Below are 15,040 nucleotides of genomic sequence, written 5' to 3'. Positions count from 1 at the left end.
GTTGCCGTGTTGTACGCAAACCATACTCATCGTCTTCCTATGACGCCAATGACAAGTTATGGTGGTTAAATCCAATTTTTGTCATGAGGTGTCTATGAACCAGCGCTTATCCATTGATGCTTTGCGGGCGCTTCAGAGCGTTATCGACACCGGCAGTATGACGCGTGCGGCACAACAGCTAAATCTCAGCCAGTCGGCGGTAAGTTGGAAAATCAAACGGCTGGAGGAGCAGTTGGGGCGCACGCTGGTCGATCGTCAGGGCATGACCTTGACTGCAACAGCGGATGGCGAGGCGCTGTTATCGCATGGACGGCAGATTTTGCAGGCTCACGATCGGGCACTGGCGCATTTTTCTCCTTCGTTATTGCAGGGTAAGGTGCGTTTTGGTGCCACGGAACAGATGTCTTTACCTCAGTTGGCTGCCTTGCTGGCGGCGTTCACCCACCAACACCCACAGGTGGATGTACAGCTGGTCATTGAGCAAAGCCAGGTGTTGCGTAATGCACTGGAGCAAGGAGCGCTGGATTTGGTGCTTCACCAACAGTTTTGCGATGCGCTGAGCGCAGAAGATGTGGTGCTGGCAACGGAGCGTATTCACTGGTGTGTACCACCGGGTTGGCGCTATCAGCCCGGAGACAGGGTGAAACTGGTCAGTTACGGACCGGACTGCTTTTACCGCCGCCTGGCGCAAGAGCGCCTGAGCGCCGCGGGTATTGCCTGCCAGGTGTCGGTGGAGTGCCCGTCGGTGGCGGGGATGTTGGCGGCCATTGCTGCCGGGATGGGCATTGGCCTGCTCAATCAGCAGTCCATCGATCGGCGGGTGCAGATCGAGGCAAACTTTGAGCGCAGGCTGCCTTTGCCACCGGTGGCGCATGCGTTACGTCTGGGGGCCAGGCGGCACCACCCACTACTGCAAGCCTTGCAGCAGCAGGTGGTACAGATTTTGGGTAAATCCGCCGTTCCCTGAGCAACGGCGGATCTAGACAGGTTAAGTGCGACGCGGGTTGGTCAGGCCGAAGTTAAAGTTATTGCAGCGGTTGCAGAACTCCTTCATCACCGGCGGTGTGTCCATCATCGGCACCTTTATTTCGATAAAGGTCAATTGATCCTGACGTGAGGCGTGCTCCAGCGCCAACTCCAGCTGTTGAGTGGTTTCTACCGCCACGCAATACGGTGTCGCCTGGGTGTTGAGCACCGCAGGCAGTTTGGCGTAGTCCCACGGCCCAATATCGTTGTACGACGAATTTTCGCCGAGAATGTAACGCTCGATAGTGTAACCGTCGTTATTAATCAGGAAGATAATCGGCTTCTGATCGTAACGCAGCAGGGTGGAAACTTCCTGCGCGGTAAGCTGGAACGAGCCATCGCCAATAAACAGCAGGTGCCGACGTTCCGGTGCGGCCATCATGGTACCCAGCAGCGCCGGCAGGGTATAACCGATCGAACCCCAAATGGGCTGATTGACCACCTGGACGCCGTCCGGCATTCGCATGCCGCCAATCGCCGCGCCCGAGGTACCGTTCTCTACCACCAGCACGTCATCGGCCCGAATAAAGCGTTGCAGACGCTGCCATAAATAAGCTTGATCGATTGGGGTTTCGCTCGGCGTCGCCAGCCGATGGCGTGCTTCAGGTAGTGGGGCCGGCTGATGATCTGCGACGCCTTCTCCCAATGCCAGCAGCGCCTGTAGCAGGTCTGCCGTCGCCACTGCCGGGTAGGAGGTATTACCCAGATTCAGCGAGAACGGCTGAATATCGATTTGCGCGTCGGACGGGATGCGATGCGAGAAATAGCCGGTGGTGGAGTCCACCAGCCGTACGCCAAAGCTCAGCACGCAGTCGGCGTGTGCCATGTGTTCATAGAGTTCGGGGCGTGAAAGATTACCGCTGTAACCGCCCATCCAGCCCGGCGTGGTTTCCGGAATAATGCATTTGGCGGTCGGCATGTTGGTGAGCGGGATGGCGAATTTATGCGCCACGTCGATCACTAATTGCTGTAGCTGAAAACGATCCACCATTTGGTCGACCAGAATAATCGGTTTTTTCGCCTGTTTGATTCGCGCCAGCAACGCCATTGCTGCCAGTTGCACATTATATTTGTCGCTGGCGGGTAATTGCGGTGGTGCCACCGCTTGAGTAATTTCAATTTCTACGTCACAAATATCGGAAGGCAATTGCAAATAAACCGGTTTCTTTTCCGTCCAGGCGCGGGAAATAACGCGGGGAATTTCCACCGCCGCATTTTCCGGCGTAATTAATGCCTGGGCGACGGTGAATTGTTTAAAGCAGTTCATCACGTTATCAAAGTTGCCGTCCGCCAGCGTGTGGTGCAGCAGCAGGTGATTTTTCATGGCATGCAACGGCGGGGTGCCGGACAGGCAGACCACCGGGGCCGATTCGGCGTAGGCACCGGCAATGCCGGACAGCGCGGCCAGGTCGCCGACGCCGTAGGTGGTGATCAGCGCTCCGGCGCCTTTTAGCCGCGCATAGCCGTCGGCCGCATAGGAGGCATTGAGTTCATTGCAGTTACCGATGAACTCCAGTTTGTCATCCTGTTCAATCAGTTCCAGCAGCGCCAGATTATAGTCACCGGGTACGCCATAAATACGATCGATGTTGAGGGTGCGGAGCTGTTGCAGGATAAAAGCCCCAATAGTGATTTTCATGTATTTCTCCGGATTTCTTATCTTTCTTTTATCAGGCAGAGAACGGCAAAAATAATTGCCGGCGATGTTGTGTAGCGAATCATGAAATAAAGCTGGGCCCCTGTAGACTGGGCTTCGCTGGTTAGCTTTAACAATTATTTAAACTATCGGCTTGTTCAAGTTGAGGCGGTTTTATCGGGGGCCGATGGCTTGTATTCGGGGGTTTACGTTGTGACTAATCGGCATGAATTGTGTGGATATTGGCGGTGGTATTTTTCATTGAATGTAACGGATATGTAAAATCTGGCTTGTACAGCCAGATCATGGGGCACGGGTTGCGCTCCCGGTACTTTTGCCTGCTGATTAAATTACTCCCTGCCATCCACCTGTTATTGGCGGCTCGGGCCTCTATTGCAGCGTTGTAACTGCATATTTACAGCAGCGCAGCGCAGCAGGGGCCTTAGTTTGTCAGGATCGCCGATAAAACGGCTTGTCAGTAGCGATTAAAAACGTGACCGCCGTTACATTTGCTTGCCGGAAGGGGGTAAACATTTTGCTACACCCAGAGCAGAAAAGAAGTTTTACCCCATGCCACACCACCGCCAGCCCTTGCTGCTGTGGCAGCATGATTACGGAGTATTCTGACAGACGCTGCCCTGGGGGAAGGGTAGCCTGAGCGCCCAAAATCGGCTCTCTCCCCTGATGGCGGCTAAACTTAACCAAGTGACAACAGGGAGCAGAAACAGGCTGGATAAATAAGATACAGCTTGATCTTGGTGGGGCAATCGGTAAGAATCCTCGGCCTTATTTTTTACAGGAGTTTATGATGTTTCTTAAACGGACAATTTTGGCTTGCACACTGGCGTTGCTATTTCCTGCACTACCTTCTTACGCTGAGGTTGGTGCAGAAAATGGCAACGCCACGCAGGCTGAAAAGCCGGGTCTGTGGCAGCGTTTCACCAGTAACGTGGCGGAAACCTGGAACAACTCTCCGAATAAAGACATCTATGTGCCGGCAATTACCTGGCACAACCGTCTGACTTACAGCCAGGAAAAAATCGATTCGTACAACGAGCGCCCCTGGGGCGGTGGCTATGGTATCTCGCGTTACGACAGCGACGGCGACTGGCATGGCCTCTATCTGATGGTATTCAAGGATTCGTTCAATAAGTGGGAACCGATCGGCGGTTACGCTTATGAGAAGATCTGGCGGCCATTGGAGGACAAGGATTTCCGCCTTGGCCTGGGCTTTACCGCCAGCATCACCGCGCGTGATAACTGGAATTACATTCCTATCCCGGCGCCGCTGCCGTTGGCCTCTATCGGCTACAAACAACTGACCTTCCAGGCCACCTATATTCCCGGTACCTACAATAACGGTAACGTGTTCTTTGGCTGGTTCCGTTGGCAGTTCTAATCACCGGCGGGTCGTTCGATCTGCCCCCTTACGCCCTCTGTTGCTGATTATTCAGCCAAGAAATTACCTGAATTCCGAAAAAATCGCGGCGTGGCCAGTTAAAAGGAACTTGTCGCCGGTGGTGGCGTCCGAACAATTGACCCAGCGCATTGCGCTTATTGCACCGGATAGACCCGCCTGATTTCCCCTGCCGCACAGGGCAATGGAAGCAGGCAGGAATGGCGAGATAACAGGAGTTTTACCCTAATGAACACCAAGCAACGTTTACTGTTGGCACTGACATTGACTACGGCTATGACCTGTGGCGCGGCTCAGGCTGCCGGACTGATGGATTCTCTCAGCAGCGCAGCCGGTGAACTGAGCAAGTCAGGCGACAGCACTGGCGGCACTTCACTGTCCTCACTGACCGGTTTGTTGAACGGTGGCGATAAAGCGCTGAGCTCCAGCAGCATGACCAATGCCGCCGGTATCCTGCAGTACTGTGTGAAAAACAACGTACTGTCAGCCAATGGCGTTGAAGGCGTGCAAGACAAACTGTTGAATAAGTTGGGCATCAGCAGCCCTGAGAACGCCAAGAGCCAGGACTACCAGCAAGGGCTGGGCGGTCTGCTGCAAACCGGCGAAGGCAAGAGCCTGGATCTGAACAGCCTGGGCACCTCACAAATTACCGAAAAAGTGAAGCAAAAGGCCTGCGATCTGGTCCTGAAGCAGGGCGCGTCATTCATTTCCTGATAATGTAAACGGCGGTTGCTTATGCACCGCCGTTTTTAATTTGTATAAGCTGAAAAAATGAAAAAAATTCTGATGGTCTCCCTGTTCGCAGGGATGGCGATGCTACAGGGCTGCACTATGAAATCCAATGATGCGCCACCCCCACCCAAGATGAAACCGATCGGCCTGGCTAATCCGGCAGACGTTTATTGCACCGAAATTGGCGGTAAATTGAATGCCAAACAAAATGCCAATGGCCAGTATTCCACCTGCACCCTGCCGAATGGCCAGGAAATTGAAAGCTGGGAACTGTTCCGCCGTGACCACCCGGTGAAGAAATAAGCGCTCTGGTTAGAACTCACGATCGCTGATCGGCTGTAGCCGCACGCTGCCGTCCGTTTGCGGGGTTAGCGGCAGACGCCAATTCTGCTGACTGCTCAGGGTGAAAGGTCGGGAGCGGAAGTTACAGCCGCTTTTGATATTTCTGACCTTCAGGACATATTCGCCGGCCGGACTGGTTTTGAGATTGAAACTGCCAGCTGCGGGAATAAACACTTCTGCCAGCTGTTGCGGCTGGCCGGGCGTTTCCAGTTTGACCAACACCGGAAAATCGTTGTTTTGATTGTCCAGCGTCAGTTGCTGCAGGTGTCCGTTGGCCTGGTGTTCTGCCTGGTGCAGGAAACCGGCCGAGGTTGGCCAGGGTTGTCCTGCATTGTCATGCAGGGGGCCACCGCACTGTTCGCGTGCCTCGCGCAGCGGCATTTCACGCTGGATAGCCCGGTTGTAATCAGTGGGGATGACCGAGACAAACTCATCGTCATTTTGATGAGCGCGCAGATAGCGCTTGGCGCTGAACACCCCGACGGCGATCAGCATAAAGAAGATAAAAATCGTCAGGCGACTCCTGAAAATTCCCCCAAACAGCCTGCCCGGCAATTGAAACAGCCACTTCACCACTTTTGACAGCATCTTTTTCCCTTAGCGCCCAAGCCGTTACGTTCTGCGGTAACGTTGCTTGCCTCAGTATAGCCAAATCATTCAGGCTGAGGAGATCGTCTGTTGAAATACCTGCGTTTAACCGATCCCTTCTTCCAACAGCAACAGCAGTAAAAAACCGGCAAAAAACATCGCGGTAGCCAGCGGCGTATCTTTGCCTCCTTCATGGGCCTCAACCAGCAGTTCCTCCGTGACCAGATACAGCAGGGCAATCAGGCCAAAGGCCAGAAATGCCGTGAGCCAGAAGGCGCCCAGCGTGGCAATCGGTGCACCCAGCATGCCGCCGAGCGGCAGCAACAGGGCCAGACCGATCACCGCCAGCATGGCCCTTATCCGTCTGCCAAGAAAATCACGCAAATCGCCGACAATCGACAACCCGAGAAACAGCACTTCCAGCGTCAGTGCCAGGGTCAACAGCAGACCGGCTTTGGCACCGGCGGCAAAGGCGATACCCAGCACCAGTCCATCGATAAAAATGTCCACGCCGACGGCGGCGACAAAACCTGCCGGCCCCTGTGCACGTTCTCCCAGACGCCTGACCAACAGCATCAGTAACACGCCGACGACGCCACCAAGCAGTACCGCCCAGGGCGATTGCTGCTTGAGGTCGGGCAGAATTTCGGTGGCGGCGGCGGCAAATACGATGCCGGCGGTAAAGTGGTGAATGATGCGCATGGTGGCAGCGCCAGGGCGACGATAAAGCGCGACGGCGGCACCGACCACGGTGGCTGCGGCGGGGAACAGCGTATAAAGCAGGGCGGAGGTCATCAATATTCCTTTATCTGTGACGTAACACTTCAGTCAAAGTCTAGTCCAGGCTGTCCATTTGCGGTAAGGGATAAATGGGTTGTACGTTTTTGAACGTTTATGTACATTTGTGATCACTTGTTCACCAGCGAGAGGAAAAATGTCCAAACTGCTCCCCAACCAACGCCATGAAGCTATCCTGACCCTGCTACAGCAACAGGGGCAGGTGCTGGCGGCTGAAATGGCCACGCGCCTGAACACCACCGAAGCCACCATTCGGCGCGATCTGCGCCAGTTGGCGGCTCAAAACTTGTGTAAACGCATTTATGGCGGCGCACTGGCACCGACACCGGCAACCGGATCGATTAGTACACGTCTACATTTGAGCGGTGATGAGAAACAGGCGCTGGCATTGGCCGCACTGACGTTGATCAAGCAGGATCAGGTGATTTTCCTCGATGCCGGCAGCACCCACCTTTATCTGGCCGATCTGTTGCCCTCTGACCAACGGCTGACAGTGGTGACCAATTCGCTGAGTATCGCTGCCAAAATGCTGGAAAGGCCGGGGATCCGCACTATTTTAATCGGCGGAGAGCTGGATGCCGACATCGGTGGTTGCGTGGACGCTAAAGCGGTACAGGAAATTGACGGTTTTCATTTCGACATCGCCTTTACCGGCATCTGCGCCTATGAGCCGGGCAGCGGTTTTTCGGCGCTGAATTATCAGGATGCTCAGTTCAAGAAACGCCTGCTGACGCGTTGCGGAAATGTGGCGGTGCTCTGTACCGGCGACAAATTAAATACCTATGCCCCTTACAGCTTCCTTCATGCCAGCCGCGTTGATTATTTGGTGACGCCTCCCGGCAAGCACACACAGCTCGAACAGCAGGTGACCCACAGCGGTGGCAAGGTGTTGTACAGCGATTCATCAATTGGAGACTGAAATGAAAATAGCCCATGTTGCCCTATGGACCCGTGATATTGACGCACAGGTGGCGTTCTGGCAGCGTTACTTCAACGGCGTGGCAGGAGAATTGTACGTTAGCAAGAATCGCCCGGGTTTTGTTTCCCGTTTTGTCAGCCTGGCCAGCGGCCCAACGCTGGAGATCATGAGTTTGCCGGAGTTGCTGCCGGCGGAGCAGGCCAATGAACGCGTCGGCTGGGCGCATATTGCGCTGTCGCTCGGCGACGAGGGCCTGGTCGATCAACTGGCGCAGCGCGCGCAGCAGGAGGGGATCCTGCAAGCGCCGCCACGCTGGACCGGCGATGGTTTTTACGAAGCGATCATCCGCGATCCGGACGGCAACGTCATCGAAATCACCGGCTGATCACTCTTCTTCGATAGTCGAGAACTGCTGCGCCAGATAGTCGAGCAGCAGCCGCACCGCTGGCAATAGCCCACGGCGTGACGGGTAAACCGCATGCACCACGCCGCCCTGTGGCTGCCAGCCGGGTAACAGTTGCACCAGCTCGCCACGCAACATGTCGTCGCGCATCATCATCGACGGCAGTTGTACAATACCGGCACCGGCAATCGCCGCGGTACGCAACATCAGCATATCGTCGGTGACCAGCCGTGGCCGGTGTTCCCATTCCACTTTCACGCCGTCCGGCCCGGTCAACTGCCACAGATGCTGTGCACGCGCAGGCCCGAGATCGAGCGTGGGGTACTTATGCAGATCCTCCGGTTGTTTAACCGGGCCGAGGGTTCGTACCAATGCCGGGCTGGCGGCGACACACCAGGTGCGCTGCGCCAGGATCTTCAGTACCAGATCGCTGTCTTCCAGCGGCGGTGGCCGCACGCGGATCGCCAGATCCAGCCCTTCACCCACCACATCAACCCGACGGTTGGTGGCGTCCAGATGCACCGTGACTTGCGGGTAATCGGCCATAAAGGCCGCCACCATACTGCCTACTCGGGTATGAAGGATCGCCACCGGGCAGGACATGCGCACCGTGCCGCAGGGTTCGGCGCGGGTTTGTTCGATCGCCTGCTGCGCCGCATCGGCCTCCACCAGCATCGCCTTGCAGTGTGCGTAGTAATTCATCCCCACGTCGGTGACGGAAAAACGCCGCGTTGAGCGTTGGATCAGGCGTACGCCCAGGCGTTCTTCCAACAGTGCTACGCGGCGGCTCAGTTTGGACTTGGGAATACCCAGCGCCCGACTGGCGGGGGCGAACCCCTGATGATCGACCACGCTGGCGAAATAAAACAGATCGTTCAAATCAGTGAACATCGCCTGTCCTTATCGTTCCATATATAGAACGCTGAGTGTACATCTTGCCTACTACTGCAGCAAATGGCGTTGGATTAAACTTCTGGCATCAACCTAAGGTCGTGAGACCTGAAACAGGAGTCCAAGATGAAAAAGATCCTCGGTATTTACAACAGCCCTGAAGCCCATTGGGTCGGTAACGGCTTCCTGGTGAATTCGCTGTTCTCCTATAACGATCTGGGGGCGGAAATGAGCCCGTTCCTGCTGTTGGATCACGCGGCGCCAACCAAATTCCGCTCTGCCTCCGGCACCCGTGGCGTTGGCCAGCACCCGCATCGCGGGTTTGAAACGGTGACCATCGTCTATCAGGGGGAAGTTGAGCATCGCGATTCCACCGGCAGCGGCGGGGTGATTGGCCCCGGCGACGTGCAGTGGATGACTGCCGCCTCGGGCATTTTGCATGAAGAGTTCCATTCACGGGATTTCTCGCGCAACGGCGGCACCATGGAAATGGTGCAGTTGTGGGTAAACCTTCCGGCCAAGGACAAAATGGCTGAGCCGGGTTACCAGACGCTGCTGAATGCGGATATCCCGGTGGTCCCACTGGCGGACGGCGCAGGGCAGGTTCGGGTGATTGCCGGTAGTTTCGGCGACGCAGCAGGCCCGGCACGCACCTTCAGCCCGCTCAATGTCTGGGATATGAAGCTGAACGCCGGTCACACCACCACGCTGACGGTGAAAGAAGGCCATACGCTGGCGCTGGTGATGCTGCACGGGGCCATTCATGTTAACGGCGAGGAAGTGGTGCGCGAAACTCAAATGGTCAGATTCGACCGTGCGGGGGATTCAATCACTATCGAAGCCAATAATGACGTCAGCTTGCTGGTACTGAGCGGCGAGCCTATCGACGAGCCAATCGTCGGCTACGGCCCGTTTGTGATGAACAGCGACGCGGAAATTCAGCAGGCTTTCCATGACTTCAACGGTGGCAAGTTTGGCAGCATGGTGGCAAAGCACGAAGCCGTCTAAGCTCAATCCACACCTCAGAACCGATCCGGAAAAACAGCTCCGGATCCGGTTCTACACTTTAAGACAATCTCTGCGCTCTGGCCTTATCGGCCAAGGGCAACTTTAGCCGCAATAATCAAAACCCCACAGGAGTAAACCATGACTGCAAATTACAAGCGCCTCGACAAGGATCAGGCCGCCGTATTGCTGGTGGATCATCAGGCAGGGCTGCTTTCACTGGTACGAGATATCGATCCCGATCGTTTTAAAAACAACGTACTGGCATTGGGTGATTTAGCGAAGTATTTCAACCTGCCGACCATCCTGACCACCAGCTTTGAAGATGGCCCCAACGGCCCGCTGGTGCCGGAGCTAAAAGCGCAATTCCCTGATGCACCCTTTATCCCGCGTCCTGGTCAGATTAATGCCTGGGACAACGATGATTTCGTCAAGGCAGTGAAAGCCACCGGTCGTAAGCAATTGATTATTGCCGGGGTGGTTACCGAAGTGTGCGTAGCCTTTCCGGCGCTGTCTGCTCTCAGTGAGGGTTTTGAGGTGTTTGTGGTCACCGACGCCTCCGGCACCTTTAATGAGCTGACCCGTCAATCGGCCTGGAGCCGTATGGAAGCCGAAGGCGCGCAGCTGATGACCTGGTTCGGCGTTGCCTGTGAACTGCACCGCGACTGGCGCAACGATGTGGAAGGGCTGGGGGCGCTGTTTGCGAATCATATCCCTGACTACCGCAACCTGATGACCAGTTACAGCACGCTGACCCGCGGCAAGTAATGTCTCTGGAGCGCAGCTGCTGGCTGTGCTCCATTTTATTTTATCCAGACTGAGAGATATTAGCTGACTGAAAAATATTAGTAGATAAATCCACCTGTTATATCCATCCCCTTACCGCTTATCCCGTTCTATTTCAGCAAGAAAATACCAGAAATGCAACCGTGAAATACTGCAATTCGATTGCGATTGAAATGATTGAGTTTCTATTAGTTTTTTTGTGGTTATGAATGCTGACCGATTATTTTTGAACTATGTATTAATATTGAATTGATGCCTTTGATCAAAGCTTGCTTGTTCTGCTATATATTTAATGTTTAAGGTTAATATTATTTTATTCAACAAATAAACTCAGCCAGTTGCCGATACGGTAACGTTGGTGAAATTAGTAAATCTTTCTGTAGGTATGACTTTAAGAAATGACCCATTTCTAACACAGCAAGAGGGATGTTTGATGAATGCATTCAGAGATAAGCTTAAAGCGCATGTACATCATGTCGCTGCGGTAGGCCAGCATTGCAACACGGAAGAAACAACAAAGCAGGCATTAATTTTACCTTTATTGGAAATTCTTGGTTTTCACCCTTATGACCCCACTAAAGTAAAAGCAGAGTATGGCGCTGATTTCCCAGGAGTTAAAGTGGGGGAGCGGGTTGATTATTCTCTTTTCTGTCATGCCGTACCTGTCATGTTTATTGAGGCGAAATCCTTCAGCCAAAACTTAACAAACCACAGCCCACAGCTATCACGTTACTTTAATGCCACCCCAGAAGTCACCGTATCAGCAATCACCAACGGCAAGGAATGGCGGTTCTTTACCGATCTGAAAGATAAAAATATCATGGATGATACGCCCTTCCTTAAGATAGATTTTAATGATTTAAATGACTCTGATATTGAACAGCTTTATAGGTTTAGACACGATCAATTTCAGCCGGAAGCGTTGAGAACCTTGGCTGAAGAGAGCATTTATCTGACTTCATTTACCAAGACCATCAGTGCCAGCCTAAGAGATGTGGACGTGGATTTTGTCAGATATGTGGCGAATCGATCTAACGTCCAACGTCAACTTAACCAGCGTTTTCTTGAGACGATCACCCCTTTGGTGCGCCTGGCCGTGGAGAAAGCGGTAAGTGCAATGGTTGTTTCCGGGCTGTCTGTAACTTCTGAAAATAAAACGCCGTCTGAAGAGTTTGGTGACGCTAATAAAAGCAACGAAATCGATCCGCTAGCGCCGATTATTGACCCAGAAAACAGTAAGATAGTTACAACCTTTGCAGAGCGGGCTTTATTTGAAAATGTGGCAATGATCCTGGGTGAAAGTGCAGATTTAACAGCAAAAGATACGGAAAGTTATTTCAGTATTCTTGTTCAGGGGAAGACTACCCGATGGGTTTTACGCTATTTCGACAATAAGCAGAGGCCTACCGTATTACTCCCTTTGGAAATCAACGAAGAGAGACATGCCGAAATTATCCGAGCGGGTTTAGAACTTGCTGCTGGAGGGCATATTATTATTGACCGACCTGAGAATATCTTGCGGCTGACAGGCTTGATTATCGATTCCTATCATTATTGTATTGATGATGAAAACTTCAGACAGAAGAAAAAAACGCAGTCGTAAAAATCGTTAGGCTGAATGCCTTTCATGTTGTACAGCCGTGTGTTCTCAACAAAAACTTCTTCATGATTTTTACATAATCCTTAAGCTTTCATCACGTTAGCGGTGATATGTAAGCAAAGATCATCGGGGGTGAAAAGGTCGTGAAAAGCGACTTTCTCATGGGCCGGGGGCGGGGTAGGTTAAACCCAATCCCGGCAAATGAGGTCAATTACATGAAAAATACCGTCAAAGTACTGGCACTGCCTTTTCTGGCTGGCGTGACGCTGTTCAGCGTCAGTGCGCTTTCCGCTCCGGCTCCGGCCGATAAAAATGCCCCGCCGCCGGCTGAGCAAGGTTTCCGCTTGCCGCCGTTCCCTGGTGGGCATATGCCCAAACCGGGTTTCTGCCACGGGGGCGAGCTATTCTGCGCGACTTCTGCCAGTGATAATCCGACTGAAACCATCAATAAGCTAACCTCGGTGCTCCCGGCCAGCAGTGCCAAACATTATGAGGTGCGTATCTCCGTTGTGGCATTGCCGGATAACCCACCGGCCCCGCCTGCGCCTTAAACAAGCCTGCTGGCACTGAGGGGGAATGCACGTTAGTCTGGTGGCAACCCCTCAGGAGGCAGGATGAATCGGCCAGGACTCCCCCCTTATCTGCAGCCCGGTGACCGGGTGCTGTTATTCGATGGCGAATGTAACCTGTGTCACGGGCTGGTGAGATTTTTGATCCGCGCCGATCGTCACGGCAAGATCCTGCTGGCCACGGTGCAATCCGAGGAAGGGCAGGCCATTCTGCGCTGGCTGGCGTTACCTACCGATCGTTTTGACTCCATTGTTTATCTGGCACAGGGCCAGCATTGGCTGCGTTCGGCGGCTTTCTTTCAGGCACTGCAACAGCTTGGCTGGCCATTTCGCCTGCTGGCATTGGCACGCTTTCTGCCGCCACGGCTGGCGGATGCATTTTACAATGCGGTGGCGCGTAACCGATATCGGCTGTTTGGTCGCAATGATGGCTCCGCCTTGCCTGGGCTGGAGTTGCCGAAGCGCTATCTGCATCGTCGTGGTGAATAAACCCGCTGAGCTTTACGCTTCTTTACCCTTTAATCGATTGAAATATCAGCATTCCGGCCCCATATAATGGAACGTTCAGCCAATCGGGAGAGAGTATGGGAATCAGTGAAGAAGAGCACATCCGCCGTTTAAGTCAGGAAAAGAATACGATGGGCAATACGGCGAAATGGGTAGCGATTGTCTCTGCCATTTATTTTACCCTGATGGTGTTTTACGGCCATCCGATTGGCGTACTGACCATGTCCGGGCTGATTTTTATCGTATCCACTACCACCTGGCTGAAGAAACGTCAGAAGGTGAAGTCCTACCGCCGGAAACTGGCGAAAATCAACGATGAACCCCCGTCTCAGCAGCCCTGATACTCGCTGCTCGTGATGCTGTATACCAGGCTGGGTCTATCACCGGGTACGTCATCGAGGGTATCCACCAGACGTAAACCTGCTTTTTCCAGTACGCGGCACGAGGCCAGATTTTTTTCACGAACAATCGCGGAAATTTCTGCCAGCCGCAGCTGTTCGAAACCATATTTCAGCGAGGCTTGCGCCAGTTCCGTAGCTAATCCACGGCCCCAAACCTGCGTATCAAAACGATAGCCCAGGTTCACCGTACGTTGAGCCCCCAGCGGCCGCCAGGAAATCCCGCCAAATCCAATAATCCACTCCGGCCGTTCATGCAGCGCAATCGCCCAGGAACCATAGCCGTGCTGCCGCCAGTTTTCGATCCTTTCTGACAGGGCCCGTTGTGCCAACTGTTCATTGGCGACAGGTCCGGCGGGATTAAAGCGTTGAGTTTCCGGATCGCCAAAAATAGCGTAAAAGCGGGCAACATCGTCGGCCACCGGCGGACGCATCAGCATGCGGGCGCTAACAAAAGGGCGGGTAGAGGGAATTTTTGACATGGTTTCTCGTCACTTGCGGTCATTGGCAAGGGTTAACTGTAGACCAGGATGCGGGGAACAAGAAACATTAAACCCCTCCCCGGGCGGAGAGGGGCTGGCATCAGATAAACGAATCGTCGTCGCTGTAATCGTCATCAGAGAAGTCGGTGTTATCGTCGTTTTGATAATCCGCGTTCTGGAAGCCGTTATCCTGATTGAGGAAGCGGTTATCGCCACCGTTGAAGGTGTCGAGGTTGTTGGAGGCGTCGAAATTGCTCATCGCACTGTCATCTACTGGCGTTGCCGGGGTCTCATCGATAATGTTCACAATCTCTTGCGGTTGCGAATGGCGGAACATGCCGGTCAGCATATCGGCCAATACCACCCCGCCTGCCACACCGGCTGCGGTTTGCAATGCCCCACCGAGGAACCCACCGGCACGTGAAGGTGCCGCCTGTGGTGGCTGGTTGTAAGCCGGTTGCTGCTGCTGTGGAGCATAACCCGGCTGTGGCTGATTGTTCCATGCCGCGTTATTCTGTTGTTGCGCCTGGTACTGCTCGCGTGGGCTTGGCGTGTTACGGTTACCGCCGCCGAACAGCCCGGCCAGAAAACCACCGCTGCTTGGCTGGCTGGCGTTATTTTGCTGCTGTTGGGCAAGTTGACTCTCCAGATCTTTCACCCGCTGATCCAACTGTTTCAGCGCCGCTTCCTGAATGATCATCGCCTGCGCCATGTAATAGGGCGCGGAAGGCTGTTCACGGATGTGCTGGTTGATTTGCTGCTCTGCCTGGAGATCCCTCTGGCCCGTCTTGGTCTCGGCTTCTTTCAAGCGGCCAAACAGACCATCGATAAGACGTTGTTCTTCGGATTGCATAGGATTACCTCAAGGAGATGAATAACGTTACTGGATGATGGATATCATCGGTAGCTATCACCCTAGCGCGTTTACATGAACCAATAAA

General features: G+C 53.8%; 18 protein-coding genes. 12 read left to right on the top strand and 6 right to left on the bottom strand.

What is annotated here, in order from left to right; all coding sequences use genetic code 11:
- Positions 1-58 precede the first annotated feature (58 nt).
- Complete coding sequence (locus tag FCL49_RS10000; protein WP_174353379.1) at positions 59-967, top strand: LysR family transcriptional regulator; 909 nt, start codon at positions 59-61, stop codon at positions 965-967.
- 21 nt (positions 968-988) lie between these two features.
- Here FCL49_RS10000 and FCL49_RS09995 read toward each other — a convergent pair whose 3' ends face one another.
- Positions 989-2,665: an alpha-keto acid decarboxylase family protein gene (locus FCL49_RS09995; protein WP_174353378.1), complete on the bottom strand. Its 1,677-nt coding sequence runs from the start codon at positions 2,663-2,665 to the stop codon at positions 989-991.
- 802 nt (positions 2,666-3,467) lie between these two features.
- On the opposite strand from FCL49_RS09995, the gene pagP reads away from it, so the two are divergent.
- The 3 genes from pagP to FCL49_RS09980 all read left to right on the top strand — a co-directional run bounded on the left by pagP (position 3,468) and on the right by FCL49_RS09980 (position 5,114).
- Positions 3,468-4,061: a lipid IV(A) palmitoyltransferase PagP gene (pagP, locus tag FCL49_RS09990; RefSeq protein ID WP_174353377.1), complete on the top strand. Its 594-nt coding sequence runs from the start codon at positions 3,468-3,470 to the stop codon at positions 4,059-4,061.
- Between the two features lie 246 nt (positions 4,062-4,307).
- On the top strand, positions 4,308-4,793 hold the full coding sequence (locus FCL49_RS09985) for a DUF2501 domain-containing protein (RefSeq protein WP_174353376.1): 486 nt from the start codon (positions 4,308-4,310) through the stop codon (positions 4,791-4,793).
- Between the two features lie 57 nt (positions 4,794-4,850).
- A complete protein-coding gene (locus FCL49_RS09980) occupies positions 4,851-5,114 on the top strand; it encodes a putative hemolysin (protein ID WP_174353375.1) in 264 nt (87 codons plus the stop codon).
- A 9-nt stretch (positions 5,115-5,123) separates the two neighbouring features.
- Here the strand turns inward: FCL49_RS09980 and FCL49_RS09975 are convergent, their stop codons facing one another.
- Positions 5,124-5,741: a hypothetical protein gene (locus tag FCL49_RS09975; protein ID WP_174353374.1), complete on the bottom strand. Its 618-nt coding sequence runs from the start codon at positions 5,739-5,741 to the stop codon at positions 5,124-5,126.
- Positions 5,742-5,846: 105 nt separating this feature from the next.
- Positions 5,847-6,536: a transporter gene (locus FCL49_RS09970; RefSeq protein WP_174353373.1), complete on the bottom strand. Its 690-nt coding sequence runs from the start codon at positions 6,534-6,536 to the stop codon at positions 5,847-5,849.
- Positions 6,537-6,675: 139 nt separating this feature from the next.
- Between FCL49_RS09970 and FCL49_RS09965 the strand changes: the two genes are divergently transcribed.
- Both FCL49_RS09965 and FCL49_RS09960 read left to right on the top strand, forming a co-directional pair.
- Positions 6,676-7,458, top strand: a complete 783-nt coding sequence (locus tag FCL49_RS09965; protein ID WP_174353372.1) for a DeoR/GlpR family DNA-binding transcription regulator — start codon at positions 6,676-6,678, stop codon at positions 7,456-7,458.
- A 1-nt stretch (position 7,459) separates the two neighbouring features.
- The gene (locus FCL49_RS09960) at positions 7,460-7,843 is read left to right on the top strand and encodes a VOC family protein (RefSeq protein ID WP_174353371.1); all 384 of its coding nucleotides are present in this window, start codon (positions 7,460-7,462) and stop codon (positions 7,841-7,843) included.
- On the opposite strand, the gene FCL49_RS09955 is transcribed toward FCL49_RS09960, so the two are convergent.
- On the bottom strand, positions 7,844-8,752 hold the full coding sequence (locus FCL49_RS09955) for a LysR family transcriptional regulator (RefSeq protein ID WP_174353370.1): 909 nt from the start codon (positions 8,750-8,752) through the stop codon (positions 7,844-7,846).
- Positions 8,753-8,878: 126 nt separating this feature from the next.
- Here FCL49_RS09955 and FCL49_RS09950 point away from each other — a divergent pair, with 126 nt between their 5' ends.
- From FCL49_RS09950 to FCL49_RS09925, 6 genes are all read left to right on the top strand, one after another.
- Entirely contained in the window at positions 8,879-9,760 is an 882-nt protein-coding gene (locus tag FCL49_RS09950) for a pirin family protein (RefSeq protein ID WP_174353369.1), read from the top strand.
- A 138-nt stretch (positions 9,761-9,898) separates the two neighbouring features.
- Positions 9,899-10,525, top strand: coding sequence for an isochorismate family cysteine hydrolase YcaC (gene ycaC / locus FCL49_RS09945; protein WP_174353368.1), 627 nt, complete (start codon positions 9,899-9,901; stop codon positions 10,523-10,525).
- Between the two features lie 451 nt (positions 10,526-10,976).
- The gene (locus tag FCL49_RS09940; protein ID WP_174353509.1) at positions 10,977-12,146 is read left to right on the top strand and encodes a type I restriction endonuclease; all 1,170 of its coding nucleotides are present in this window, start codon (positions 10,977-10,979) and stop codon (positions 12,144-12,146) included.
- Positions 12,147-12,358: 212 nt separating this feature from the next.
- Positions 12,359-12,694 (top strand): hypothetical protein, encoded by a 336-nt coding sequence (locus FCL49_RS09935; protein ID WP_174353367.1) that lies wholly within the window; start codon positions 12,359-12,361, stop codon positions 12,692-12,694.
- A 63-nt stretch (positions 12,695-12,757) separates the two neighbouring features.
- Positions 12,758-13,201, top strand: a complete 444-nt coding sequence (locus tag FCL49_RS09930) for a thiol-disulfide oxidoreductase DCC family protein (protein WP_174353366.1) — start codon at positions 12,758-12,760, stop codon at positions 13,199-13,201.
- A 95-nt stretch (positions 13,202-13,296) separates the two neighbouring features.
- Positions 13,297-13,560 carry an ABC transporter ATP-binding protein gene (locus FCL49_RS09925; RefSeq protein ID WP_174353365.1) on the top strand — a complete coding sequence of 88 codons (264 nt, stop codon included), beginning with the start codon at positions 13,297-13,299 and terminating at the stop codon, positions 13,558-13,560.
- Here FCL49_RS09925 and FCL49_RS09920 read toward each other — a convergent pair.
- Both FCL49_RS09920 and FCL49_RS09915 read right to left on the bottom strand, forming a co-directional pair.
- A complete protein-coding gene (locus FCL49_RS09920; RefSeq protein WP_174353364.1) occupies positions 13,548-14,099 on the bottom strand; it encodes a GNAT family N-acetyltransferase in 552 nt (183 codons plus the stop codon). The genes FCL49_RS09925 and FCL49_RS09920 overlap by 13 nt on opposite strands.
- Before the next feature lie 100 nt (positions 14,100-14,199).
- Positions 14,200-14,952, bottom strand: coding sequence for a DUF2076 domain-containing protein (locus FCL49_RS09915; RefSeq protein ID WP_174353363.1), 753 nt, complete (start codon positions 14,950-14,952; stop codon positions 14,200-14,202).
- Positions 14,953-15,040: the final 88 nt, after the last annotated feature.

It is taken from the genome of Serratia proteamaculans (assembly GCF_013337185.1).
Taxonomy (GTDB): Bacteria; Pseudomonadota; Gammaproteobacteria; order Enterobacterales; family Enterobacteriaceae; genus Serratia; species Serratia proteamaculans_D.
This window is presented reverse-complemented; position numbering and strand designations above follow the sequence as displayed.

Bases quoted from the DNA above. Each gene is read 5' to 3' on its own strand.
- FCL49_RS10000 (WP_174353379.1), top strand. From the start codon at position 59: ATGGTGGTTAAATCCAATTTTTGTCATGAGGTGTCTATGAACCAGCGC.
- FCL49_RS09995 (WP_174353378.1), bottom strand. From the start codon at position 2,665: ATGAAAATCACTATTGGGGCTTTTATCCTGCAACAGCTCCGCACCCTC.
- pagP (WP_174353377.1), top strand. From the start codon at position 3,468: ATGATGTTTCTTAAACGGACAATTTTGGCTTGCACACTGGCGTTGCTA.
- FCL49_RS09985 (WP_174353376.1), top strand. From the start codon at position 4,308: ATGAACACCAAGCAACGTTTACTGTTGGCACTGACATTGACTACGGCT.
- FCL49_RS09980 (WP_174353375.1), top strand. From the start codon at position 4,851: ATGAAAAAAATTCTGATGGTCTCCCTGTTCGCAGGGATGGCGATGCTA.
- FCL49_RS09975 (WP_174353374.1), bottom strand. From the start codon at position 5,741: ATGCTGTCAAAAGTGGTGAAGTGGCTGTTTCAATTGCCGGGCAGGCTG.
- FCL49_RS09970 (WP_174353373.1), bottom strand. From the start codon at position 6,536: ATGACCTCCGCCCTGCTTTATACGCTGTTCCCCGCCGCAGCCACCGTG.
- FCL49_RS09965 (WP_174353372.1), top strand. From the start codon at position 6,676: ATGTCCAAACTGCTCCCCAACCAACGCCATGAAGCTATCCTGACCCTG.
- FCL49_RS09960 (WP_174353371.1), top strand. From the start codon at position 7,460: ATGAAAATAGCCCATGTTGCCCTATGGACCCGTGATATTGACGCACAG.
- FCL49_RS09955 (WP_174353370.1), bottom strand. From the start codon at position 8,752: ATGTTCACTGATTTGAACGATCTGTTTTATTTCGCCAGCGTGGTCGAT.
- FCL49_RS09950 (WP_174353369.1), top strand. From the start codon at position 8,879: ATGAAAAAGATCCTCGGTATTTACAACAGCCCTGAAGCCCATTGGGTC.
- ycaC (WP_174353368.1), top strand. From the start codon at position 9,899: ATGACTGCAAATTACAAGCGCCTCGACAAGGATCAGGCCGCCGTATTG.
- FCL49_RS09940 (WP_174353509.1), top strand. From the start codon at position 10,977: ATGAATGCATTCAGAGATAAGCTTAAAGCGCATGTACATCATGTCGCT.
- FCL49_RS09935 (WP_174353367.1), top strand. From the start codon at position 12,359: ATGAAAAATACCGTCAAAGTACTGGCACTGCCTTTTCTGGCTGGCGTG.
- FCL49_RS09930 (WP_174353366.1), top strand. From the start codon at position 12,758: ATGAATCGGCCAGGACTCCCCCCTTATCTGCAGCCCGGTGACCGGGTG.
- FCL49_RS09925 (WP_174353365.1), top strand. From the start codon at position 13,297: ATGGGAATCAGTGAAGAAGAGCACATCCGCCGTTTAAGTCAGGAAAAG.
- FCL49_RS09920 (WP_174353364.1), bottom strand. From the start codon at position 14,099: ATGTCAAAAATTCCCTCTACCCGCCCTTTTGTTAGCGCCCGCATGCTG.
- FCL49_RS09915 (WP_174353363.1), bottom strand. From the start codon at position 14,952: ATGCAATCCGAAGAACAACGTCTTATCGATGGTCTGTTTGGCCGCTTG.